This window comes from Azohydromonas sp. (assembly GCF_035325925.1).
In the GTDB taxonomy this organism is placed as follows: Bacteria; Pseudomonadota; Gammaproteobacteria; order Burkholderiales; family Burkholderiaceae_C; genus Calidifontimicrobium.
The window spans coordinates 143,811-166,404 of the sequence record NZ_DAOKZA010000001.1; the positions used below are offsets into that span (position 1 = coordinate 143,811).

A 22,594-nucleotide genomic window follows, 5' to 3' on the forward strand; every position below is an offset into this window, starting at 1 on the left:
TGCCGTCGGGCGCCGATGGAGCCCCGCCGCGCGCGTCGCGACCAGGGGCCTACAGCCGCCCGCCGGCGCGGTACGCCTCGCGGCGGGCCGCGGGCACGACGGCGTTGAACGCCAGCGGCGTGACCAGCGTCGTCGCCAGCCCCATCAGCACCAGCACCGAGAACAGCTCGATGCCGATGAAGCCGCGTTCGTAGGCGATGCTCGCCACCACCAGTTCCATCGCGCCGCGGCCGTTGAGCACGCAGCCCAGCGCCAGCGCCAGCGCCTCGCGGTGGGTCATGCCGGCGCGCCGGCCGCCCCACCATCCGGCCAGCACCTTCGACGCGACGGCGGCGAGCAGCACGACGACAACGAAGGGGACGTCGTCGAGCGAGTGCAGCGCGAACTCGAGCCCGATGTAGGCGAAGAACACCGGCGCGAGGAACCCGCCGGTGACCGACGCCAGCGTGCGGCGCAGGTCGTCGTAGCGCGACGCGACGAAGTGGCGCTGGTCGAGCAGCAGCGCGCCGAAGAAGGCGCCGATCACGAAGTGGAAGCCCAGCGCCTCGCTGACCGTGCCGACGAGCATCACGAACAGGATCACGACGCCGAACAGGGCCTCGGGGCCGAGCACCGCGACGATGCGCTCGGGCACCGCGGCGATGTTCACGCCGCGCCGCTCGAGCAGGTGCAGGCTGGCGTTGAGCGCGACGATCGTCGCCGCCAGCGCCAGCAGCTTGAGCGTCACCGTCGACCCGGCGGCGGCCACCGCGCTCCAGGTGGTCTGCTCGGGCAGCGCCAGCAGCACGCCCAGCACGAACAGCGCCAGCACGTCGTTGATCACCGCGGTCGACACCGCGAGGTGCCCGATCGGCGTGGCGAGCATGCCGAAGTCCTCGAGCATCTTCACCGCCACCGGCAGCGCGGTGATCGAGATGCACAGCCCGAGGAACACGGTGCGCATCACGTCGAGGTCGAAGGCCAGCGCGACCGCCACGCCGACGCCGAACGGCAGCACGAAGCCCAGCAGCGCGACCAGCAGCCCGCCGCCGCGCAGCGCCGTGACGATGTCGCGCAGCCGCATCTCGAGGCCGGCCGAGAGCACGACGAGGAAGATCGCCAGCGACGCGATGCCCGACAGCGCCGCGTTCGGCTCGACCCATCCGAACACGCTGGGGCCGAGCAGCACGCCGGCGAGCATCTCGCCGACGATGGCCGGCTGGCCGTAGCGGGTGGCCAGGTGGCCGAGCAGGCGCGCGGCCACCAGCACGGCGAGCAGGCTGGTCAGGACTTGCATGCGGGCGCGCGGCGTCGCGGCGGGTGCTGCGGCGTGCGGGTCGTCAGCGCGTGTGCCACAGCCAGGCGGCGCCGCGCACGCCCGACGCGTCGCCGTGGGCCGCAGGCCGCAGCGTGGTGCGCAGCGGCTCGCCCGGCGCGCCGGCCGCGAACACCCAGCGGTGCCACAGCGCCGGCACGCGTGCGTACAGCCCGGCCAGCCGCGACAGGCCGCCGCCGAGCACGATCACGTCGGGGTCGAGCAGGTTGACCACGCCGGCCAGCGCGCGCGCCAGGCGCTGCGCGTGGCGTTCGAGCGTCGCGGCGCACGCGGCGTCGCCGGCGGTGGCGCGCTGCGCGATCTGCGCCGCGTCGATCGCCCCGCCGCCGTGGCGACGGTGGTCAGCCGCCAGCGCCGGGCCGCTGAGCCAGGTCTCGATGCAGCCGCGCTGGCCGCAGTAACACGGCAGCGGCGGGTCGTCGTCGCCGGCCCAGGGCAGCGGGTTGTGCCCCCACTCGCCGGCCAGGCCGTTGACGCCGGCCAGCACGCGTCCGCGCACCGCGATGCCGCCGCCGACCCCCGTGCCCAGGACGACCGCGAATACCACTTCGGCGCCGGCCCCGGCACCGTCGGTGGCCTCGGACAGCGCGAGGCAGTTCGCGTCGTTGGACAGGCGCAGCGGCTGGCCGAGCCGGGCCTCGAGGTCGCGCTGCAGCGCGCGGCCGTTCAGGCAGGTCGAGTTCGCGTTCTTCACGCGGCCCGCCGGCGTCAGCGCACCCGGGTGGCCGACGCCGACCGTCAGGTCGCGGCCGGTGGCGGCGCGCGCCCGGGCCACCAGCGCGGCGACCGCGTCGAGCGTCGCGTCGTAGTCGCCGGCCGGCGTGGGCACGCGCTCGCGCCATGGCACCGTGCCGTCGGCGGCGAGCACCGCGGCCTCGACCTTCGTGCCGCCGAGGTCGATGCCCAGCGCCGGCGGTGACGCCGTGCCCATCGTGCGGCCGCCGTCGTGCGGTTCAGAGCGGCCGCGTGCGCGCGTCGAGCCAGGCGAGCGCGTCGCCGTCGACCCGCGGTGCCAGCCGCTCGCGCACCGTGGCGTGGTAGCGGTCGAGCCACGCGACCTCGGCCGCGTCGAGCAGCGCACGCTCGATGCAGCGCGTGTCGATCGGGCACAGCGTGAGCGTCTCGAACTCGAGGAACTCGCCGAACTCCTCGGGCGCGGCCAGCGACGCCGGCACGTTGAGCACCAGGTTCTCGATGCGCACGCCCCAGCGCCCGGGGCGGTACACGCCCGGCTCGATCGAGGTGATCATGCCCGGCTGCATCGCGGTGGTCGGTTCGGGCATCGCGCGGCTGATCGACTGCGGGCCCTCGTGCACGTTGAGGAAATAGCCCACGCCGTGGCCGGTGCCGTGACCGTAGTCCATCCCCGCCGCCCACAGCGGCGCGCGCGCGACGGCGTCGAGCGCCGGCGCCGGCCAGCCGCGCGGGAAGCGTGTGCGCGACAGCGCGATCGTGCCCTTGAGCACGCGCGTGTAGTCGTGCCTCATCGCCGCGCTGGGCGTGCCCACCGGCCACACGCGCGTGATGTCGGTGGTGCCGCCCAGGTACTGGCCGCCGGAGTCGATCAGCAGCAGCGAGTCACCCTCGATCGCCGCGTGCGACGCCGGCGTCGCGCGGTAGTGCGGCATCGCGCCGTTGGCGCCGAAGCCGGCGATGGTCGGGAAGCTCAGGCCGACGAAGCCCGGCTGCTTCGCGCGTTCGGCGCCGAGCCACTCGTCGACGGTCAGCTCGGTCAGCCGCTCGCCGCGCGCCAGCGCTGCCTCGAAGCGCGCGTAGAAGCGGCACATCGCGGCGCCGTCGATCGCCATCGTCTCGCGCACGAAGGCCGCCTCGGCGTCGGTCTTGCGGCTCTTGGCCAGCGTGCTCGGGTTGATCGCCTCGACCACCGTCACGCCCTCGGGCACGCGGTCGCGGAACGCCAGCGTGATGCGCTTCGGGTCGACGAGCAGCGTCGCGCCCGCCGGCAGCGCGGCCAGCGCCGCGGCGGCGCGCGCGTAGTCGTCGACCGCGACGCCGTCGGCGGCCAGCGCGGCGACGACGTCGGCCGTCAGCTTGCCGGCGCCGACGAACAGCGTCGCCGCGTCGGCGGCGACCAGCAGGTGCGCGAGGAACACCGGGTTGTAGTCGACGTCGGCGCCGCGCAGGTTGGTGATCCAGGCGATGTCGTCGACGGTCGACACGAAGTGGTGCGTGGCGCCGCGCTCGCGCATCGCGGCGCGCAGCTGCGCGAGCTTGTCGGCGCGCTTCACCGCGGCCTGCGGCGCGCGGTGTTCGTACACCGCCGCGGCCGGCAGCGCCGGGCGGTCGGGCCAGGCGTCGGCGAGCAGGTCGAGGTCGGTGCGCAGCGTCACGCCGGCCTTGTCGAGCGCGGCGCGCAGCGTCTGCGCGGCCGCCAGCCCGAGCACCGCGCCATCGACGGCCACCGTCGAGCCGGCCCGGACGTGCGACGCCAGCCAGTCGACGTGCGCGGTGGCGTTGCCGGTAGGGATCTTCTCCAGCGCGATGCCGCTGCCGGCCAGCTCGGCCTCGGCCTGCACCCAGTAGCGGCTGTCGGCGAACAGCGCCGCCTCGTCGGCGGTGACCACCAGCGTGCCCATCGAGCCGGTGAAACCCGACAGCCACTCGCGGCCCTGCCAGCGTCCGGGCAGGTACTCGGACAGGTGCGGGTCGCTCGAAGGCACCAGCAGCGCGCTCACGCCGTGGCGCGCGAGCGCCTCGCGCACGCGCGCCAGGCGCAGTCGGATCGGGGAGGTGCGGGTGTCCATGCGTGGCTCCGGTGCAGCGGGCATTCTAGGAAGCGTCGCCGGTGTTCGCCGTGCCGCGGTCGTGCGACTGCAGGCGCCGACGCACCATCTGGATGTGGCTGCGCAGCGCGTACAGCTCGTCGGCGTAGCTCAGCGGCACCGCGATGTGCTCGACGCGGCGATCGATGTCGTCGAGGCGGTGCAGCAGCTCGGCGGCGGGGCGCGAGCCCACCGCGTCCTCGACCGCGCGCAGCTGCGCATACCAGCGGAACACGCGCGAGCGGATGCGGAACTCCACCAGCGGCGGCAGCACGCGCGACAGCGGCAGCGCGATCGCGATCACCGACACCACCACCAGCCACATGCGGTCGATCAGGTTCGCGGCCCAGAACGGCAGGTAGCGCTGCAGCCACGGCGTGCCGCCGCGGTACACGCGCTGCGCCTCGGTGGCCAGCGGCCACTCGGTGGCCTCGGGCTTCGGGAACTCGCCGGCGTGCTGGAACCAGCCGGCGTCGCCGTGCACCTGGCGCGCCGTCTGCACCAGCAGCTGCACCAGCGCCGGGTGCAGCGTGTCGCGCGCCAGCAGCGACGCCGCCGGCGCGACCAGCCGCACGTCGGCCGGCGGGCGGTCGGCCGCCAGGTCGACGACGCCGCGCGGCAGCACCACCGGCGTCATGAACGGGAAGCGGCGCGACAGCGCCTCGGCCTGCGCGAAGTCGAACAGCGCGATGCCCGGCGTCAGCAGCAGCATCTGCACCATCGGTGCCTCCGGCGCCGACGCCACCACCAGCGCGTCGAGCCGGCCGTCGAGCAATTCGACGACGGCGGGCGTCAGCGGCAGCTGCGACAGCCGCAGCGCGTCGACGTCGACGCGGTAGGCGTCGAACAGGCGGTGCATCAGCGGCGGCACGCCGCTGCCCGGCGCGCCGACGTTCAGCCGCCAGCCGGCGAGCTGCGCCGGGTTGGTCAGCGCGGCGCCGCCGAGCAGGCGCTTCGCGCTGTCCTCGCGGTAGAACAGCCACACCGGCTCGTGGAACACGCTGCCCAGCGACGCCACGCCGTCGTCGGCGGGCTCGTCGACCGGGCGCTTGCCGCTGCTGCCGCCCTGCACGAAGGCCGCGTCGACACCCGACGCCGCGTCGCGCAGCAGCGCCAGGTTGTCGGCGGCGCCGCCGGTCTCGCGCAGCACCACCTCGATGCCGTGCGCGCGCAGCGCGTCGGCGTAGCGCCGGCCGAACTCGGCGTACGCCCCCTGCGCGCCGCCGGTGGCCAGCGTGAGCCGCTTCGGCGGCGTGGGCTGCAGCACCACGTAGGCGGCGGCCAGCGCTGCCAGCACCAGCAGCAGCAGCGGCAGCTGCGCGACGACGAAGCCGCGCAGCGACTGCCACAGCGAGCGGGCGCCGTGCTCGTCGTCGGGGCGGGGTGAGGCGGCGTCGGGGCTCATGGCGGTGGCGCTGCGGCGGCGGGACGCGTCGCACGGTAGCACGCGCGACGGCGCTAGGATCGCGGCCCGCCCCACGCACCGGCCGACCGCATGACCTTCGCTCCCGCTTCGCCCCCGACGCTGCCCGCGCTGGCGGCGCGCAACGCGCGCATCGCGCCGTTCCACGTGATGGAGCTGGTCAAGCACGCCGACGCGCTCGAGCGCGCCGGGCGATCGGTGATCCACCTGAGCATCGGCGAGCCCGACTTCACCGCACCGGCGCCGGTGCTCGACGCGCTGGCGCGCGCGGCGCGCGCAGGCGACACCGGCTACACCTCGGCGCTGGGGATCGACGCGCTGCGCCGCGCGATCGCGCGCTGGCACGGCGACGAGTTCGGCGCCGACGTCGACCCGCAACGCGTGCTGGTCACCGCCGGCGCGTCGGGGGCGCTGCTGCTGGCGTGCGCGGCGCTCGTCCACCCCGGCGCGGCGGTGCTGATGACCGACCCCGGCTACCCGTGCAACCGGCACTTCGTCGCCGCCTTCGACGGCGTGCCGCGCGCGCTGCCGGTGGGCCCGGCCACGCGCTTCCAGCTCGACGCGGCCACGGTGCGTGCGCACTGGGCCGACGACGTGCGCGGCGTGCTGCTGGCCAGCCCGAGCAACCCCACCGGCACCTCGCTGCCGTTCGACGAGCTCGCCCGCGTCGTCGACGCGGTGCGCGAGCGCGGCGGCTTCACGATCGTCGACGAGATCTACCTGGGGCTGAGCTACGGCGCGCGGCCGCGCAGCGCGCTGTCGCTGGGCGCCGACGTGGTGGTGGTCGGCAGCTTCTCGAAGTTCTTCCACATGACCGGCTGGCGCCTGGGCTGGCTGGTGCTGCCGCCGGCGTGGGTCGACGCCTTCGAGAAGCTGGCGCAGAACCTGTACATCTGCCCGTCGGCGCTGGCGCAACGCGCCGCGCTGGCCTGCTTCGAGCCCGAGGCGATGGCCGAGTACCGCGCGCGCCGCGACGAGTTCCGCGCGCGGCGCGACTACATCGTGCCGGCGGTGCGCGAACTGGGTTTCGACGTGCCGGTCGCGCCCGACGGCGCGTTCTACGTCTGGCTCGACGCCAGCCGCTTCACCGACGACAGCGACCGCTTCGCGATCGAGCTGCTCGAGGCCACCGGCGTCGCGCTGGTGCCCGGCAAGGACTTCGGCGCCCACGACCCGCAGCGCTGGCTGCGCCTGTCGTACGCGACGTCGATGGCGCAGTTGCACGAGGCCGTGCAGCGGCTGCGCGGGTGGCTGCGGCCGCGCGGCTGAACCCACCGCCGGCCGTCGCGGCCGATTCCGCTCCCCGACCGAGCGTCCGCAGGACCCTGCCATGGCCGGCCCGCGCGCCGCGCTGATCACGCCGCTGCGCAACATCCAGACGCACCGGCGGACGGCGGCGACGCCGCCGACGCGCTGTACGTCGGCGCGAAGGCGCGCCTCGGCCCGCTGCACGACGCCGTGCTCGCGCCGGTCGACGGATTCGGGCCGTACGACGTACGAACGCGCATCGAAGAAGACCTGCGTCAGCCTGCGGCGCCGCCGGCAGTTCGCGATGCTCGGGCCGGCCACGCGGGACCGGGTCGAGGTGGGCCTGAACTGCGGGGCCCTGCCTGCGCACCCGCGGCCGAAGTTGCTGTCGCCCGCAGGGATGTGCCGGGCGACGACGCGCATCGGGCGGCTCGGCGAGGTCGACGAGTCGCTGGCCGGCCGGCTGCGTGCGGCGTGCGACGCGGGCGCTCGGCGCCCCGGGCCCGGGGTCGTGCGTCGACGCAGGATCCGCTGCCGCGGCGCCACGGCGGCGGGCCGCGAGGTTGGCTTTCCCCGCGGTTTGGCTATGCTCGGCCCGTGGGAGGTCCGGGCCGGCCGCGGGTCGGGCGTCCCGCAGCGCATGCCGTCCGGCGCATCGCCGAGGCCCCCGGGAGCACCACGATGACCATCGTCGCCGAGATCCTCAAGACCAAACCCGAGCAGGCGGTGCACAGCATCGAGCCTGCCGCGTCGGTGCGCGATGCCGCGCAGCGCATGACGCAGAAGAACGTCGGTGCGCTGCTGGTGCTCGACGCGGGCCGCGTCGTGGGCATCGTCAGCGAACGCGACTGCGCGCGCAAGGTCGTCGCCGGCGACCGGGTGGCCGGTGGCACGCCGGTGCGCGACGTGATGTCGTCACCGGTGATGTACGTCGGTCCGCGTCACACCAGCGCCGAGTGCATGGCGCTGATGACCGAGAACCGCCTGCGCCACCTGCCGGTGCTCGACGACGACCGGCTGGTCGGCCTGATCTCGATCGGCGACCTGGTCAAGGACATCATCTCCGAGCAGCAGTTCATCATCGAGCAGCTCGAGCACTACATCACCGGGCGCTGAGGCGCCGGCGTGGCCCGACGACGCCGAACGCCGCCGGGCTCGTGCGTCACAGATCGGTGCGCAGCTTCCAGATCTCGGGGAACAGCACCACGTCGAGCATCTTGCGCAGGTAGCCCACGCCCGAGGTGCCGCCGGTGCCGCGCTTGAAGCCGATGATGCGCTCGACGGTGGTCACGTGACGGAAGCGCCACAGGCGGAACGCGTCCTCGAGGTCGGTCAGCTCCTCCCCGAGCTGGTACAGGTCCCAGTGGTGCGCCGGGTCGCGGTAGACCTGCAGCCACGCGGCCTCGACCTCGTCGCTGGGGGCGTAGGGCCGGGTCCAGTCGCGTTCGACGTGGCTGGCCGGCACCGGCAGGCCGCGGCGCGCGAGCAGACGCAGCGCCTCGTCGTACAGGCTCGGCGCGCGGTACGCGGCCTCGACGTGCGCGAGCAGGTCGGGGCGGTGCGCGTGCGGCTCGAGCATCGCGGCGTTCTTGTTGCCCAGGCCGAACTCGATGCAGCGGTACTGCCAGCTCTGGAAGCCGCTCGAGCTGGCCAGGTAGGGGCGGATCGCGCTGTACTCGGGCGGGGTCATCGTCGCCAGCACGTCCCAGGCGTGGACCAGCTGCTCCATGATGCGGCTCACGCGCGCGAGCATCTTGAACGCCGGCGGCAGCTCGTCGGCGGCGATCGCGCGCCTGGCGGCGCCGAGCTCGTGCAGCATCAGCTTCATCCACAGCTCGCTGGTCTGGTGCTGCACGATGAACAGCATCTCGTCGTGGCCCGGGCTCAGCGGGTGCTGCGCACCCAGCACCGCGTCGAGGTGCAGGTAGTCGCCGTAGCTCATGTCGCGCGCGAAGTCGAGCTTCGCGCCCTCGTCGTGAACGATGCGTGCGGTGTCGGTCATGTGACGGCGGCCCGTTGGTGGAATCGCGGCTCGCGCCACTGCCCGCTGTCGAGCACCTGGCGCAACTGCTCGACGGCGTCGAAGACGTCGACGAAGCGGGTGTACAGCGGCGCGAAGCCGAAGCGCAGCACGTCGGGGGCGCGGAAGTCGCCGACCACGCCGCGCGCGATCAGCGCCTGCACGATCGCGTAGCCGCCCTCGGCGCGGCGCCAGCTGACCTGGCTGCCCCGCAGCGCGTCGTCGCGCGGCGTCACCAGCTGCAGGCCGTGGCCGGTACAGCGCGACTCGACCAGCTCGACGAACAACCGCGTCAGCGCCAGCGACTTCGCGCGCAGCGCGGCGATGCCGCCGAGCGCATCGGCGGCGAGCACGGTGTCGACGCCGCACTCGAGCGCGGCCAGCGACAGGATCGGCGGGGTGCCGACCAGGTAGCGCGCGATGCCCGGCGCCGGCCGGTAGCCGGGCACGAACTCGAACGGCGCGGCGTGGCCGATCCAGCCGGCCAGCGGCTGCCAGAAGCGGTCGACGTGGCGCGGGTGCACCCAGACGAAGGCCGGCGCGCCGGGGCCGCCGTTGAGGTACTTGTAGCCGCAGCCCACCGCGAAGTCGGCGGCGGCGCCGTTCAGGTCCACCGGCAGCGCGCCGGCCGAGTGCGCCAGGTCCCACACCGCGAGCGCGCCGGCGTCGTGCGCCGCGCGCGTGAGCGCCGCCATGTCGTGCACGCGCCCGCTCTTGTAGTCGACCTGCGTGAGCATCAGCACCGCGCAGCGCGCGTCGAGCCGCGCGGCGATGTCGGCGTCGTCGTCGACCAGCACCAGCTCGGCGCCATGCTGGCGCGCCAGCGACTCGGCGATGTACAGGTCGGTGGGGAAGTTGCCGCGTTCGCTGACGATGCGGTCGCGCTGCGGCGCCTCGGCGCGCTGGATCGCCAGTGCCGCGCCGAGCACCTTGAACAGGTTCGCCGAGGTCGAGTCGGCGACGACCACCTCGCCGGCGCCGGCGCCGACCAGCCGCGCGATCTTGTCGCCCACGCGCTGCGGCAGCGTGATCCAGCCCGCGGCGTTCCACGAGGTGATCAGGCCGCGACCCCACTCGTCGCGCACCACCTGCTGCACGCGCGCGGCTGTCGCGCGCGGCAGCACGCCGAGCGAGTTGCCGTCGAGGTAGATCGTGCCGCCGGGCAGCTCGAACTGGTCGCGCAGCGGCGCCAGCGCGTCGGCGGCGTCGAGCGCCAGGCAGTGGTCGCGGGTGGTCATCGTCGGGACTTCAGAGTTCACGAAGCACGGCGCGCACGGGCGACGCGTCGGCGCTGACGAGTCTCAGCGGCAGCGCGATCAGCTCGTAGTCGCCTTCGGGCACCTCGTCGAGCAACAGGTTCTCGAGCACGCGCAGGCCCCGGCGGCGGATCACCTGGTGGCTGTCGAGCGTCTTGCTGTCGGCCGGGTCGATGCTGGCGCTGTCGATGCCGACCAGCACGACACCGAGGTCGGCGAGGCGCTCGACGGTGTCCGGCGCGCAGGCCGGCAGCTCGGGATCCCAGCGCTCGACCGGCGCACGCGCGTAGGTGCGCACCAGCACGCGCGGCGGCAGCCCGGCCAGCGCGTGCGCGACGTGGCGCCACTCGACGAGCCTGCAGCCGATGGCGTGGATCACGCGACACGGCCCCAGGTAGGGCGCCAGGTCGAGCGCGCCGGCGGCGGCACCGTCGGCGTCGTAGTGAAGCGGCGCGTCGGCGTGCGCGCCGGTGTGCGGCGACAGCGTCAGCGTGGCCACGTTGACCGGGCAGCCCGGGCCCAGCGTCATCGCCCACTGCTGGCGGTACTCGGCGTCGCCCGGGAACACCGGCGAGCCGGGGTGCACCGGCGGCGAGATGTCCCACAGGCGGCGCGCACGGCGCCCGACGGGCGAGGGCGGGGCGTTCATCGGGAGAAATTTTGCACCTAAATAGTTTAGAGGTAAAGTATCGACCGTCGCCCACTCGCCGCCGGATGCCGCCATGTTTCGCAGCGCCCATGTCGACACCTTCACCCGCGATCACCTGCCGCCGCCCGACCAGTGGCCCGAGTTCGTGTTCGACCGCCCCGAGCTGCAGTTCCCGCCGCGGCTGAACTGCGCCACCGAACTGCTGGCGCGCTGGGTCGAGCGCGGGCAGGGCGAGCGCGTCGCGATCCGGGGCCCGGGGGGGCTGCGCTGGACCTACACCGACCTGCTGGCCGAGGCGAACCGCATCGCGCGCGTGCTCGTCGACGACCTGAGTCTGGTGCCCGGCAACCGCGTGCTGCTGCGCGGTCCGAACTCGCCGCGGCTCGCGGCGTGCTGGCTCGCGGTCGTCAAGGCCGGCGGCGTCGCGGTGGGCACGATGCCGCTGCTGCGCGCCAAGGAGCTGCAGACCATCGTCGACAAGGCGCAGGTCAGCCACGCGCTGTGCGACCGTCGGCTGGCCGATGACCTCGACGCGGCGCGCGCGCGGTGCCCGACGCTGAAGCACGTGCTGCACTACGGCCCGCACGACGCGCCCGACGAGCTCGAGGCGCGCGCCGCGGCCAGGCCGTCGCGTTTCGACGACGTCATCACCGCCGCCGACGACACCTGCCTGATCGCCTTCACCTCGGGCACCACCGGCGTGCCCAAGGGCACGATGCACTTCCACCGCGACGTGATGGCCGCCTGCGCCACCTGGCCGCCGCACGTGCTGCGCCCGCGCGCCGACGACGTGTTCATCGGCAGCCCGCCGCTGGCGTTCACGTTCGGGCTCGGCGGGCTGCTGCTGTTCCCGCTGTCGGTGGGCGCGTCCACTGCGCTGATCGAGCGCGTGGCGCCCGACGTGCTGCTGCCGGCGATCGCCGAGTACGGCGCCACGGTGTGCTTCACCGCACCGACCGCGTACCGCGCGATGGCGCTGCAGGCCGCCGGGCACGACCTGTCGAGCCTGCGCAAGTGCGTGTCGGCCGGCGAGGCGCTGCCGGCGGCGACGCGCAAGCTGTGGAAGGACACCACCGGCATCGAGATCATCGACGGCATCGGCTCGACCGAGATGCTGCACATCTTCATCTCGGCCGACGAGCAGCACGCCAAGCCCGGCGCGACCGGCTATCCGGTGCCCGGCTACCAGGCCTGCGTGCTCGACGACGACGGCCGCCCGCTGCCCAGGGGCCGGGTCGGGCGGCTCGCGGTCAAGGGCCCCACCGGCTGCCGCTACCTCGCCGACGAGCGACAGAAGCACTACGTGCAAGGCGGCTGGAACGTCACCGGCGACGCGTACCTGATCGATGACGACGGCCAGTTCGTCTACCAGGCGCGCACCGACGACATGATCATCAGCGGCGGCTACAACATCGCCGGCCCCGAGGTCGAGAGCGCGCTGCTGCAGCACGCGGCGGTGGCCGAGTGCGGCGTCGTCGGCGTCGCCGACGACGAGCGCGGGCAGATCGTCAAGGCCTTCGTCGTGCTCAAGCCGGGGTACGAGGGCACCCCGGCGCTGGCCGCCGAGCTGCAGGACTTCGTCAAGCGCACGATCGCGCCGTACAAGTACCCGCGCGCGGTGGAGTTCCGCGACAGCCTGCCGCGCACCGAGACCGGCAAGCTGCAGCGCTTCCGACTGCGCCAGGGGGGCTGATGGCCTTCGAGTCGAGCTGCACGGTGCGTTTCGGCGACTGCGACCCGGCCGGCATCGTGTTCTTCCCGCAGTACCTGGTGATGGTCAACACGCTGGTCGAGCAGTGGTTCGAGCACGGCCTGGGCGTGACCTACGCCGAGGTGATCGGCGCACGCCGCATCGGCCTGCCCACCGTGCGGCTCGAGGCCGACTTCACCGCGATCAGCCGCCACGGCGACCGGCTCGCACAGCGGCTGTCGCTGGTGCACCTGGGCCGCAGCTCGCTGCAGTTGCGCCACGAGTTCGCCGGCGACGACGGCGTGCGCCTGCGCGCGCGGCAGGTCGTGGTGTGCACCTCGCTGGACACGCACCGGCCGCAGCCGGTGCCCGACGACCTGCGCGCCGCGATGCGCCGCTACCTGGAGGAAGACGCATGAAGACCGTCCTGCAACCCGCCGGCTGGACGCCGCCGAAGGGCTACGCCAACGGCGTGGCCGCACGCGGTCGCCAGCTGTTCGTCGCCGGCATGATCGGCTGGAACGCGCAGTGCCGCTTCGACAGCGACGACTTCGTCGCCCAGGTGCGCCAGGCGCTGGCCAACGTGGTCGCGGTGCTCGCCGAGGCGGGGGCGACGCCGCAGCACATCACGCGCATGACGTGGTACCTCACCGACAAGCGCGAGTACCTGGCGCGCGCCCGCGAGGTGGGTGCGGTGTTCCGCGAGGTGATCGGCGAGTACGCGATCGCGATGACCGCGGTGGTCGTCGCCGGGCTGATCGAGGACCGCGCGAAGGTCGAGATCGAGGTCACCGCGGTCGTGCCCGACTGAACGCGGCCGGTCGCCGCGCGGCGCTACGATGCGCCGATGAACGACGCCGCCGTCCCGCCGTCCCCGCTCGAGGGCCTCGAACTCGCCACCGGGCCTGCGCCGACCGCGACGGTGATCGTGCTGCACGGCCTGGGCGCCGACGGCCACGACTTCGTTCCGGTGGTGCAGGTGCTGGACCTGGGCGCGGTCGGGGCGGTGCGCTTCGTGCTGCCGCACGCGCCGATGCGCCCGGTGACGATCAACGGCGGCTACGTGATGCGCGCCTGGTACGACATCCTCGCCGACGACCTCGGCCAGCGCAGCGCGCGCGAGGACGAGGCCGGGCTGCGCGAGTCGATGCGGCTGGTGCAGGCGCTGATCGAGCGCGAGGTGGCGCGCGGCGTCGACTCGCGGCGCATCGTGCTGGCGGGTTTCTCGCAGGGCTGTGCGATGACGCTGCTCGCCGGCCTGCGCTGCCGGCTGCCGCTGGCCGGGCTCGCCGGCCTGTCGGGCTACCTGCCGCTGGCCGCCTCGACGGCGGACGAACGCGCTGCGGCCAACGCCGGCGTGCCGGTGTTCCTCGGCCACGGCCGCGACGACGACGTCGTGCCGCTGGCGCGCGCCCTCGCGTCGCGCGACACGCTGGCGGCGCTGGGGCACGACGTCGAGTGGCACGACTATGCGCTGGGCCACGGGGTCGGCGAAGCCGAGGTCGACGACCTCGGGCGCTGGTTGCGTCGCGTGCTGGCTTGACTTGGGACAAGCCGCATCGCGTGCCGGCGTCGACGGCCCCTTGACGCGGGGCTCCCGGCGTCCATCTACCGGGTCGCAGGAGGTGCCGATGCGGTTCCAGGCCACCCGTCCCGCCGCGGTGGCGGGGACTTTCTACCCCGCCGATGCGAGCCGGCTGCGCGCGCAGGTCGCCGAGTACCTGGCCGAGGTGCGCGTCGACGCGGCGGCGCGGCCGCCGAAGATGCTCGTCGTGCCGCACGCCGGCTACGTCTACTCGGGGCCGGTGGCGGCGCACGCCTACGCGCGGCTGGCGCCCTGGCGCCGGCGCATCCGCCGCGTCGTGCTGCTCGGGCCGACGCACCGCGTCGCGGTGCGCGGCATCGCGGCGCCGACGGTCGCTGCGTTCGACACGCCACTGGGCGCGGTGCGCATCGACCGCGACGCGCTGACCGCGCTGGCCGACCTGGCGCAGGTCGTCGCGCACGACGCGGCGCACGCCGCCGAGCATGCGCTCGAGGTGCAGCTGCCGTTCCTGCAGTGCGTGCTCGACGACTTCGCGCTGGTGCCGCTCGCGGTCGGCCACGTGACGCCGCAGGCGGTGGCCGAAGTGGTCGAGCGCCTGTGGGGCGGCGACGAGACGCTGGTGGTGGTCAGCACCGACCTGTCGCACTACCTGCCGTACGACCAGGCGCGTGCCGTCGACACGGCGACGGTGCAGCACATCCTCCAACTCGACCCTGCGCTCGACCACGAGCAGGCCTGCGGCGCGACGCCGCTGGCCGGCGCGCTGCTCGTCGCGAAGTCGCGCGGGCTGCGGCCGCGGCTGCTCGATGTGCGCAACTCGGGCGACACCACCGGCGACCGCCGCCGCGTCGTCGGCTACTGCGCGATCGCATTCGCCGCGGCCGACGGCGGCGACGCGGCCGACGGCGGCGACCGGGCGCTCGGCCGCGCGCTGACGCGACGCGCCCGCAACGCGATCCACGGCGCGCTCGCGCTGGCGAGGGTCGACGAGCCGCAGCACGACGCGCTGCAACGCCCAGGCGCCACCTTCGTCACGCTGCAGCGCGGCGGCGAACTGCGCGGCTGCATCGGCTCGCTCGAGGCGTGGCGGCGCCTCGACGACGACGTGCGTCGCAACGCGCACGCGGCGGCGTTCCGCGACCCGCGCTTCGCGCCGCTGCAGCGGCACGAGGTCGACGCGCTTCGCATCGAGGTGTCGCTGATCGGCGCGTCGCACGCGCTGGCCGCTCGCAGCGAGGCCGAGGCGCTGCAGGCGCTGCGCCCCGGCGTCGACGGCGTGATCCTCGAGTGGCGCGGCCGCCGCGCGACCTTCCTGCCGCAGGTCTGGGAACAGCTGCCGCAACCGCACGCGTTCCTCGCCGCGCTGAAGCGCAAGGCGGGCCTTGCCGGCGAGTTCTGGGCCGCCGACCTGCGCATCGCGCGCTACGGCGTGCGCAAGTTCACCGAGACGATGCACGCATGAACGCCCGCGGCGACACCTTCGGCCTCAACCAACCCGCGCGCTGGTGGCACCCGCTTGACGACGGGCGCATCCAGTGCGACCTGTGCCCGCGCGACTGCAGGCTGCACGAGGGCCAGCGCGGCCTGTGCTTCGTGCGCGCGCGCGAGGGCGACGCGATGGTGCTCGCCACCTACGGGCGCAGTTCCGGGTTCTGCATCGACCCGATCGAGAAGAAGCCGCTGAACCAGTTCCTGCCCGGCTCCAGCGTGTTCAGCTTCGGCACCGCCGGCTGCAACCTGGCGTGCAAGTTCTGCCAGAACTGGGACATCAGCAAGTCCCGCGAGATGGACCGGCTGATGGACCAGGCCAGTCCCGAGCGCATCGCGCAGGTCGCGAAGCAAAGCGGCTGCGCGAGCGTCGCCTTCACGTACAACGACCCGGTGATCTTCGCCGAGTACGCGCTCGACACCGCCGACGCCTGCCACGCGCTGGGCGTGCAGACGGTGGCCGTCACCGCGGGCTACATCCACGCCGAGCCGCGGCGCGTGTTCTTCGGGAAGATGGACGCCGCCAACGTCGACCTGAAGGGCTTCACCGACGACTTCTACTTCCGCCAGACCGGCGCGCACCTGGCGCCGGTGCTCGACACGCTGCAGCACATCGTGCACGACACGCGCTGCTGGCTCGAGATCACCACGCTGCTGATCCCCGGCCACAACGACAGCGACGCCGAACTGCGCGCGATGACGCGCTGGATCGTCGACCACCTCGGCCGCGACGTGCCGCTGCACTTCACCGCGTTCCACCCCGACTACAAGATGACCGACGTGCAGCGCACGCCGGCGGCGACGCTGCTGCGCGCGCGACGCATCGCGATCGACGCCGGGCTGCGTTTCGTCTACACCGGCAACGTGCACGACGCCGAGGGCGGCACCACGTTCTGCCCGGGCTGCGGCGAGCCGGTGATCGAGCGCGACTGGCACCGCATCCTGCACTACGCGCTCGACGAGGAAGGCGGCTGCACGCATTGCGGCGCCCGGCTGCCCGGACGCTGGGCGGCGTTCGGCGGCGCCTTCGGCCGCCGGCGCATTCCCGTGCGCGTCGCGATGGACTAGGCGAGCCCGCCGCGCGCTCGGCACCGCCGACAAGGGGCACCACCTGCGGTGCGGCAGGGCCGGCCCCGAGTCGTCGAACGTGCCGTCGCAGCCGGCGCCCGACGCGTGGGCGCGGCGTCAGTGGTCCTCGATGCGCGTGTGCGTGCCCTCGGCGAGGGTGCCGGTGTCGGGGTCGACCCAGTCGGCCAGACCCAGTTCGTCCTCGACTTCCTGCAGCGTCTCGCCGGGCTCGATGACCTCGTCGTCGGCCGCCGATCCCATGTCGGCCAGCGCCTCCTCGGCGGTGTCGAACGGGCCGAACTGCTGCTTGCCGTCGGGGGCGAGCCAGTACCACCCGTCGGGATGCTGCACCAGCGCGTCGCGCCCGGGCAGGCTCAGATCGTCGGCAAGCGGCGTTTCGTCCGCCGCCGGCGTCGGGGCCTGTTTCCTTCGCGGCGAGGTCATCGTCGTCGTGCTCCTGTCGGTGAGGGCATGCCAGCCCCGCGGTGAGAGTCCGGCTCGCCGCGGGTCAGCCCGAGCGGCCGAGCTTAAGCCGTCAAGGCGCCGCGGCCAAGTGCCGCCCCGGACGCGCGGTGGCCGGCGGCCCCGCGCCGCACTCATCGGCCCAGCGCGGGCAGCCCGTGCCGGCGGCGGGCGCGGTCGCACGCGTCGTCGCCGATGCCCAGCGGCGCGCGCAGACCGAACTCGCGGCAAGGCGAGGGGCGCCACTCGTGGATCGCGCAGCGCACCCGCTCGCCGACGCGACCGACCAGCGCCGTGCATCGCGGCGGCTGGTGGTCGGTGCCGCGCATGCGGCAGGTGGCGGTGCCGACGCGGTCGGCGAGCGCATCGGGCACGTGACCGCGCTCGCTGGCGAGCTCGGCGTGCGCGAAGTCGACGCGCCAGCTCGCGCAGCAGGCACCGCAGCGGGTGCAGGCGTTGTCGGCCTCCATCGTGCGCATCGTCGCACGGTGCGGGCGTGTCAGGCCGACGCAAGGGCAGGCCTCACAATCGGACGTGTCGCCGGCGGCGCGGCCGCGCCGCCGTGCCGCAACGAGACGGGACGAGACGAGCACCGAGGAGACCCACCGATGACCTACGCCGACTTCCACCGCCGCTCGATCGACGATCGCGACGCCTTCTGGGCCGAACAGGCGAAGCTGGTCGACTGGCACCGCCCGTTCGATCAGGTGTGCGACTACTCGAACCCGCCGTTCGCCAGGTGGTTCGCCGGCGGGCAGACCAACCTGTGCCACAACGCGGTGGACCGCCACGTGGCCGCGCGCGGCGCGCAGAACGCGCTGATCTGGGTCTCGACCGAGGTCGACAAGGAGGTCGTCTACAGCTTCGCCGAGCTGCACGCCGAGGTGCAGCGCTGCGCGGCGACGCTGCAGGAACTGGGCGTGAAGGCCGGCGACCGCGTGCTGGTGTACATGCCGATGATCCCCGAGGCGGTGTTCGCGATGCTCGCCTGCGCACGCATCGGCGCGATCCACTCGGTGGTGTTCGGCGGCTTCGCCAGCCACAGCCTGGCCAGCCGCATCGACGACGCGCAGCCCGCCGTCGTCGTCAGCGCCGACGCCGGCAGCCGCGGCGGCAAGGTCGTCGCGTACAAGCCGCTGCTCGACGAGGCGATCCGGCTGGCGCGGCACAAGCCCGCGAAGGTGCTGCTCGTCGACCGGGGCCTCAGCCCGATGGAGCGCGTGGGCGGGCGCGACGTCGACTACGCCGCCTCGCGCGACAAGCACCTGAACGCGCAGGTGCCCTGCACGTGGGTCGACGCGACCCACCCGAGCTACACGCTGTACACCAGCGGCACCACCGGCCGGCCGAAGGGCGTGCAGCGCGACACCGGCGGCTACGCGGTGGCGCTGGCCGCGAGCATGAAGCACATCTTCCTCGGCAACGCGGGCGAGACCTACTTCAGCACCAGCGACATCGGCTGGGTGGTCGGTCACAGCTACATCGTCTACGGCCCGCTGATCGCCGGCATGGCGACGATCCTGTACGAGGGCCTGCCGATCCGTCCCGACGCGGGCATCTGGTGGAGCCTGGTCGAGAAGTACAAGGTCACCTCGATGTTCTCGGCGCCCACCGCGGTGCGCGTGCTGAAGAAGCAGGACCCGGCGTACCTGAAGAAGCACGACCTGTCCAGCCTGCGCGCGCTGTTCCTCGCCGGTGAACCGCTCGACGAGCCGACCGCGCGCTGGATCGCCGACGCGATCCGGCGCCCGATCGTCGACAACTACTGGCAGACCGAGACGGGCTGGCCGATCCTGACGATCTGCAACGGCGTCGAGCCGGCGCCGAGCAAGTTCGGCTCGCCGGGCAAGGCGGTGTACGGCTACGACGTCAAGCTCATCGACGAGGCCACCGGCGAGGAGCTGACCGGCGCGAACCAGAAGGGCGTCGTCGCCATCGAGGGGCCGCTGCCGCCGGGCTGCATGCAGACCGTGTGGCGCGACGACAAGCGTTTCGTCGACACCTACTGGAAGACGATCCCCGGCCGCCTCGTGTACAGCACCTTCGACTGGGGCATCCGCGACGACGACGGCTACTTCTTCATCCTCGGGCGCACCGACGACGTGATCAACGTCGCCGGCCACCGCCTGGGCACGCGCGAGATCGAGGAGAGCATCTCGAGCCACCCGGCGGTCGCCGAGGTCGCGGTGGTCGGCGTGGCCGACAGCCTGAAGGGTCAGGTGGCGATGGCCTTCGCCGTGCTGCGCGACCCGTCGAAGGCCGCCACCGAGGCCGAGGCGCTCAGGCTCGAAGGCGAGATCATGAAGACGGTCGACGAGCAACTCGGCGCCGTCGCGCGGCCCGCACGCGTGCGCTTCGTGTCCGTGCTGCCGAAGACACGCTCGGGCAAGCTGCTGCGCCGCGCGATCCAGGCCGTCTGCGAGCGCCGCGACCCGGGCGACCTGACGACGATCGAAGATCCGACGGCCCTGCAGCAGATCCGCGACTTGGTCTGAGCGCGCAAAGCAATTCGGGCGACGCTCCGCGTCGCCCGATCGATTGCCCAAGCCGCCGCGGAACCGGGCCCCGGCTGAACCCCGGCGTCAGGCGCTGCGCCGGGGCCTGCGGCGAGCCATCAGTGCGCCCGCGGCGGCGATCGCCAGCAGCGCCAACGACGACGGCTCCGGCACGGGGTTCGGGTCGACACCCTCCAACGGGAAGCTGGCAGAGATGTAGGGCAGGATCGACCCGTCGGTGCGCGTATGCCCGAAGTGAATGAACATCTCGGTGCCGTTGGGCTGGACGCCGATCGGCGCCTGACCGACCGACTCATTCGCAGCCCACAGGTCGGTCGGGGTCACGCCGGCCAGAAGGACGGACGAGGGATCGGCGAAGTTCACCGGGTCGCTGAAGACTCCCGTGACCGGGTTGACGTTGATGGCTGACAGGAAGAGATTCCCGTTGTAAGCCCAGCCAGGGTGGTGGTCGGTGCCCACCCACACCCCACCACCGGAGAGTGCCAGCTGGCTTGCCACGTTCTGCAGGAGCGCGACCTCGGACGCGTCGGCGCCCTGGAAGTGGTAGCCGTAGGAACGGGTGTCGACGACCAAGCCGCGATTGCTGTTCCAGAACGACGACAACGCGCTGACATCGCCGGCGCTCAGGTACGCGTTGGATGTGAGGTCCCAGAGAAAGACCTGGTCGTAGCTCGCGCCGCCGAGGGCCACCGCGACGTTGCCGGCGACTCTGGCATCGACGATCGTCACCGTGTGACCCGCGCCGGTGAGGGTCGCGGCCATCTGGTCGTAAACGTTGGTGCTGCCGTTGGACTCGAAGTCGAATTTCGTCAACAGGATGGAGTCCGCCTGCGCGGTCAGCGAGACGATCGATGCTGCCATGGCAGCCAAGACTCCCTTCATCGTGATCTCCTCAACGCAGGCACCCGCCTCCGAGTCCCCGAGCCGCAGCACGAATTGAGCCAGGCGTTCGAAGTGCTTATGGATCAGTCACTTAGATGCATTGCCGGGCCGCCGGGTCGGCGTTCTGTAAAAAGAATGACGACGGCGATCGCCCGACGGTCGCGACGGCCTGTTCGTCGCCGCCGTGCTCGAAGACGCTGCCTGGACTGTGCACGCCAGCGCATGTGGGCCAGCGACGACCTCGCGTTGCACCCGGGCGACGCACCGCGGCCGCTCGCCACGCGGGGCCGCGATGGAAGGCGCGACCCCGCTCGGCCACGTACTGGGCAGCCTGCTGCCGGCGTCGTTCTCGCATGTCGCTGGCGGTCTTGCGCCGGGGTATTGCGGCGACCTTGGACCGAAGTGGTCGCGCAAGACCTGTCCACGCCGCGTGCCGCCGACAAGACGGACGCCGCGGTCGGCGGGCGCTGCCGCGACACCATCCTCGCCCACGGCGGTCAGCGCCCGCCTGGCGAACTGGTGCGCGACTGCCTCGGCCGCGAGAACAACTCGAAGGCGTACCTCCACGACGTCGGAAAGCGCCGGGCCTGCGCCGTCACAAGACCTCGCTGGCGTAGTCCGCCAGCCGCGAGCGCTCGCCGCGGGCGAGCATGATGTGGCCGCTGTGGGGCCAGCCCTTGAAGCGGTCCACCGCGTAGGTCAGCCCCGACGAGCCTTCGGTGAGGTACGGCGTGTCGATCTGCGCAAGGTTGCCCAGGCAGACGATCTTCGTGCCCGGGCCGGCGCGCGTGATCAGCGTCTTCATCTGCTTGGGCGTCAGGTTCTGCGCCTCGTCGATGAGGACGAACTTGTTCAGGAAGGTGCGCCCGCGCATGAAGTTCAGGCTCTTGATCTTGATCTTCGCGCGCACCAGGTCGTTGGTCGCGGCACGGCCCCACTCGCCGGCGCTGCCGTCGCTCTTCGCGAGCACCTCGAGGTTGTCGTCGAGCGCGCCCATCCACGGCCCCATCTTCTCCTCCTCGGTGCCGGGCAGGAAGCCGATGTCCTCGCCCACCGGCACCGTCACGCGGGTGACGATGATCTCGCTGTAGCGGCGGTCGTCGAGCACCTGCGCGAGGCCGGCGGCGAGCGTCATCAGCGTCTTGCCGGTGCCCGCCGTGCCGGTCAGCGTGATGAAGTCGCACTCCGGGTCCATCAGCAGGTTCAGCGCGAAGTTCTGCTCGCGGTTGCGCGCCGTGATGCCCCACACAGCGTTCTTCTGGTGCGTGTAGTCCTTGAGCGTCTTCAGCACTGCGGTCTTGCCGGTGATCTCGGTGACGCGCGCGTACAGCGGCGCCGTGCCCGGCGATTCGAGGTAGACGAACTGGTTGACGAGCAGCGCCGGCACCAGCGGCCCGGCGATGCGGTAGAAGGTGTGGCCGCCCTGCTGCCAGCTCTCCATCGTCTTGCCGTGACGCTCCCAGAAGTCGGCCGGCAGCGGCAGCACGCCGGTGTACAGCAGGTCGCCGTCCTCGAGCGTCTTGTCGTTGAAGTAGTCCTCGGCGGCCAGGCCCAGCGCGCGCGCCTTGACGCGCATGTTGATGTCCTTGGACACCAGCACCACCTCGCGTCCCGCGTGCGCCTCGCGCAGGCCGGCGACGACGCCGAGGATCTGGTTGTCGGCCTTGCCCTGCGGCAGCGCGGCGGGCACCTTGCTGTCGAGCAGCGTGGTCTGGAAGAACAGCTTGCCGCTGGCCTCGCGGTGACCGGTCTTGGCCAGCGCGATGCCCTCGTGCGGGTCGAGCGACCCGTCGGCAGCCAGCGCGTCGAGCTCGCGGCTGACCTGGCGCACGTTGCGCGCGACCTCGCTCATGCCCTTCTTGTGGCCGTCGAGTTCCTCGAGCGTGATCAGCGGCAGGTAGATGTCGTGTTCCTCGAAGCGGAACAGGCTCATCGGGTCGTGCATCAGCACGTTGGTGTCGAGCACGAACAGCTTCGACGGGCCGGCGCCGCGCGGTTTGCGCGCACGCGGCGCCGGCCGTGGGAGCGGCGCCGGCGCCGGCGCCGCGGCGGCCGGCCGTGCTTCGGCCCTGGCGGCCGCCGCGGGTGCGGCGGCGCGGGCGTCGAACAGGTCGAGCACCGCGGTCTCGGGTTCGGCCTGGGGGCCGGGGTTCAGGCTGCGGCGGGCGGTCTTCGGGGCGGCCTGGGACTCGTAGTCGGTGCTCGACAGCAGGGCGGCTTTACGTGCGGGCGGCTTGGGCAGGGGCAT

General features: G+C 73.1%; 21 protein-coding genes. 10 read left to right on the top strand and 11 right to left on the bottom strand.

Going from position 1 to position 22,594, the window contains the following annotated elements; genetic code table 11:
* Positions 1 to 49: 49 nt before the first annotated feature.
* Genes PKC53_RS00645 through PKC53_RS00660 form a run of 4 tightly spaced genes read right to left on the bottom strand, consistent with a single transcriptional unit; the run spans position 50 to position 5,503 of the window.
* A complete protein-coding gene (locus PKC53_RS00645; RefSeq protein WP_324425226.1) occupies positions 50 to 1,276 on the bottom strand; it encodes a cation:proton antiporter in 1,227 nt (408 codons plus the stop codon).
* 43 nt (positions 1,277 to 1,319) lie between these two features.
* On the bottom strand, positions 1,320 to 2,246 hold the full coding sequence (locus PKC53_RS00650) for an ROK family protein (RefSeq protein WP_324425228.1): 927 nt from the start codon (positions 2,244 to 2,246) through the stop codon (positions 1,320 to 1,322).
* 22 nt (positions 2,247 to 2,268) lie between these two features.
* A complete protein-coding gene (locus PKC53_RS00655; RefSeq protein ID WP_324425230.1) occupies positions 2,269 to 4,080 on the bottom strand; it encodes an aminopeptidase P family protein in 1,812 nt (603 codons plus the stop codon).
* A gap of 25 nt (positions 4,081 to 4,105) precedes the next feature.
* Entirely contained in the window at positions 4,106 to 5,503 is a 1,398-nt protein-coding gene (locus tag PKC53_RS00660) for a TAXI family TRAP transporter solute-binding subunit (RefSeq protein WP_324425232.1), read from the bottom strand.
* Between the two features lie 90 nt (positions 5,504 to 5,593).
* Between PKC53_RS00660 and PKC53_RS00665 the strand changes: the two genes are divergently transcribed.
* From PKC53_RS00665 to PKC53_RS00675, 3 genes are all read left to right on the top strand, one after another.
* Entirely contained in the window at positions 5,594 to 6,790 is a 1,197-nt protein-coding gene (locus tag PKC53_RS00665) for a pyridoxal phosphate-dependent aminotransferase (RefSeq protein WP_324425234.1), read from the top strand.
* Between the two features lie 61 nt (positions 6,791 to 6,851).
* Positions 6,852 to 7,454 carry a hypothetical protein gene (locus PKC53_RS00670; RefSeq protein WP_324425236.1) on the top strand — a complete coding sequence of 201 codons (603 nt, stop codon included), beginning with the start codon at positions 6,852 to 6,854 and terminating at the stop codon, positions 7,452 to 7,454.
* The gene (locus tag PKC53_RS00675) at positions 7,451 to 7,885 is read left to right on the top strand and encodes a CBS domain-containing protein (protein WP_324425238.1); all 435 of its coding nucleotides are present in this window, start codon (positions 7,451 to 7,453) and stop codon (positions 7,883 to 7,885) included. Before PKC53_RS00670 ends, PKC53_RS00675 begins: the two co-directional genes overlap by 4 nt.
* A 46-nt stretch (positions 7,886 to 7,931) precedes the next feature.
* On the opposite strand, the gene kynA is transcribed toward PKC53_RS00675, so the two are convergent.
* The 3 genes from kynA to kynB are packed head-to-tail and all read right to left on the bottom strand — an operon-like array spanning position 7,932 to position 10,694.
* Positions 7,932 to 8,771 carry a tryptophan 2,3-dioxygenase gene (gene kynA / locus PKC53_RS00680; RefSeq protein WP_324425240.1) on the bottom strand — a complete coding sequence of 280 codons (840 nt, stop codon included), beginning with the start codon at positions 8,769 to 8,771 and terminating at the stop codon, positions 7,932 to 7,934.
* Positions 8,768 to 10,027 carry a kynureninase gene (kynU, locus tag PKC53_RS00685; protein ID WP_324425243.1) on the bottom strand — a complete coding sequence of 420 codons (1,260 nt, stop codon included), beginning with the start codon at positions 10,025 to 10,027 and terminating at the stop codon, positions 8,768 to 8,770. Before kynU ends, kynA begins: the two co-directional genes overlap by 4 nt.
* A 10-nt stretch (positions 10,028 to 10,037) precedes the next feature.
* Positions 10,038 to 10,694: an arylformamidase gene (gene kynB, locus PKC53_RS00690; RefSeq protein ID WP_324425246.1), complete on the bottom strand. Its 657-nt coding sequence runs from the start codon at positions 10,692 to 10,694 to the stop codon at positions 10,038 to 10,040.
* A gap of 73 nt (positions 10,695 to 10,767) precedes the next feature.
* Here kynB and PKC53_RS00695 point away from each other — a divergent pair, with 73 nt between their 5' ends.
* The 6 genes from PKC53_RS00695 to amrS all read left to right on the top strand — a co-directional run bounded on the left by PKC53_RS00695 (position 10,768) and on the right by amrS (position 16,486).
* Positions 10,768 to 12,387, top strand: coding sequence for a benzoate-CoA ligase family protein (locus tag PKC53_RS00695; protein ID WP_324425248.1), 1,620 nt, complete (start codon positions 10,768 to 10,770; stop codon positions 12,385 to 12,387).
* Positions 12,387 to 12,803, top strand: coding sequence for a thioesterase family protein (locus tag PKC53_RS00700; RefSeq protein ID WP_324425250.1), 417 nt, complete (start codon positions 12,387 to 12,389; stop codon positions 12,801 to 12,803). The genes PKC53_RS00695 and PKC53_RS00700 overlap by 1 nt, the downstream gene beginning before the upstream one ends.
* Positions 12,800 to 13,195: a RidA family protein gene (locus PKC53_RS00705; RefSeq protein ID WP_324425252.1), complete on the top strand. Its 396-nt coding sequence runs from the start codon at positions 12,800 to 12,802 to the stop codon at positions 13,193 to 13,195. The genes PKC53_RS00700 and PKC53_RS00705 overlap by 4 nt, the downstream gene beginning before the upstream one ends.
* A gap of 36 nt (positions 13,196 to 13,231) precedes the next feature.
* The gene (locus tag PKC53_RS00710) at positions 13,232 to 13,927 is read left to right on the top strand and encodes a carboxylesterase (protein WP_324425254.1); all 696 of its coding nucleotides are present in this window, start codon (positions 13,232 to 13,234) and stop codon (positions 13,925 to 13,927) included.
* Positions 13,928 to 14,015: 88 nt separating this feature from the next.
* Positions 14,016 to 15,392 (top strand): AmmeMemoRadiSam system protein B, encoded by a 1,377-nt coding sequence (gene amrB, locus PKC53_RS00715; RefSeq protein ID WP_324425256.1) that lies wholly within the window; start codon positions 14,016 to 14,018, stop codon positions 15,390 to 15,392.
* Entirely contained in the window at positions 15,389 to 16,486 is a 1,098-nt protein-coding gene (gene amrS, locus PKC53_RS00720) for an AmmeMemoRadiSam system radical SAM enzyme (RefSeq protein ID WP_324425258.1), read from the top strand. Before amrB ends, amrS begins: the two co-directional genes overlap by 4 nt.
* 117 nt (positions 16,487 to 16,603) lie before the next feature.
* On the opposite strand, the gene PKC53_RS00725 is transcribed toward amrS, so the two are convergent.
* Both PKC53_RS00725 and PKC53_RS00730 read right to left on the bottom strand, forming a co-directional pair.
* Entirely contained in the window at positions 16,604 to 16,930 is a 327-nt protein-coding gene (locus PKC53_RS00725; protein ID WP_324425260.1) for a hypothetical protein, read from the bottom strand.
* A gap of 152 nt (positions 16,931 to 17,082) precedes the next feature.
* Entirely contained in the window at positions 17,083 to 17,418 is a 336-nt protein-coding gene (locus PKC53_RS00730; RefSeq protein ID WP_324425262.1) for a YkgJ family cysteine cluster protein, read from the bottom strand.
* A 138-nt stretch (positions 17,419 to 17,556) separates the two neighbouring features.
* Between PKC53_RS00730 and PKC53_RS00735 the strand changes: the two genes are divergently transcribed.
* Positions 17,557 to 19,443, top strand: coding sequence for a propionate--CoA ligase (locus tag PKC53_RS00735; RefSeq protein ID WP_324425264.1), 1,887 nt, complete (start codon positions 17,557 to 17,559; stop codon positions 19,441 to 19,443).
* Between the two features lie 87 nt (positions 19,444 to 19,530).
* Here the strand turns inward: PKC53_RS00735 and PKC53_RS00740 are convergent, their stop codons facing one another.
* Both PKC53_RS00740 and PKC53_RS00745 read right to left on the bottom strand, forming a co-directional pair.
* Positions 19,531 to 20,346 carry a PEP-CTERM sorting domain-containing protein gene (locus tag PKC53_RS00740; RefSeq protein ID WP_324425266.1) on the bottom strand — a complete coding sequence of 272 codons (816 nt, stop codon included), beginning with the start codon at positions 20,344 to 20,346 and terminating at the stop codon, positions 19,531 to 19,533.
* Between the two features lie 595 nt (positions 20,347 to 20,941).
* Positions 20,942 to 22,594, bottom strand: a complete 1,653-nt coding sequence (locus PKC53_RS00745) for a PhoH family protein (RefSeq protein WP_324425268.1) — start codon at positions 22,592 to 22,594, stop codon at positions 20,942 to 20,944.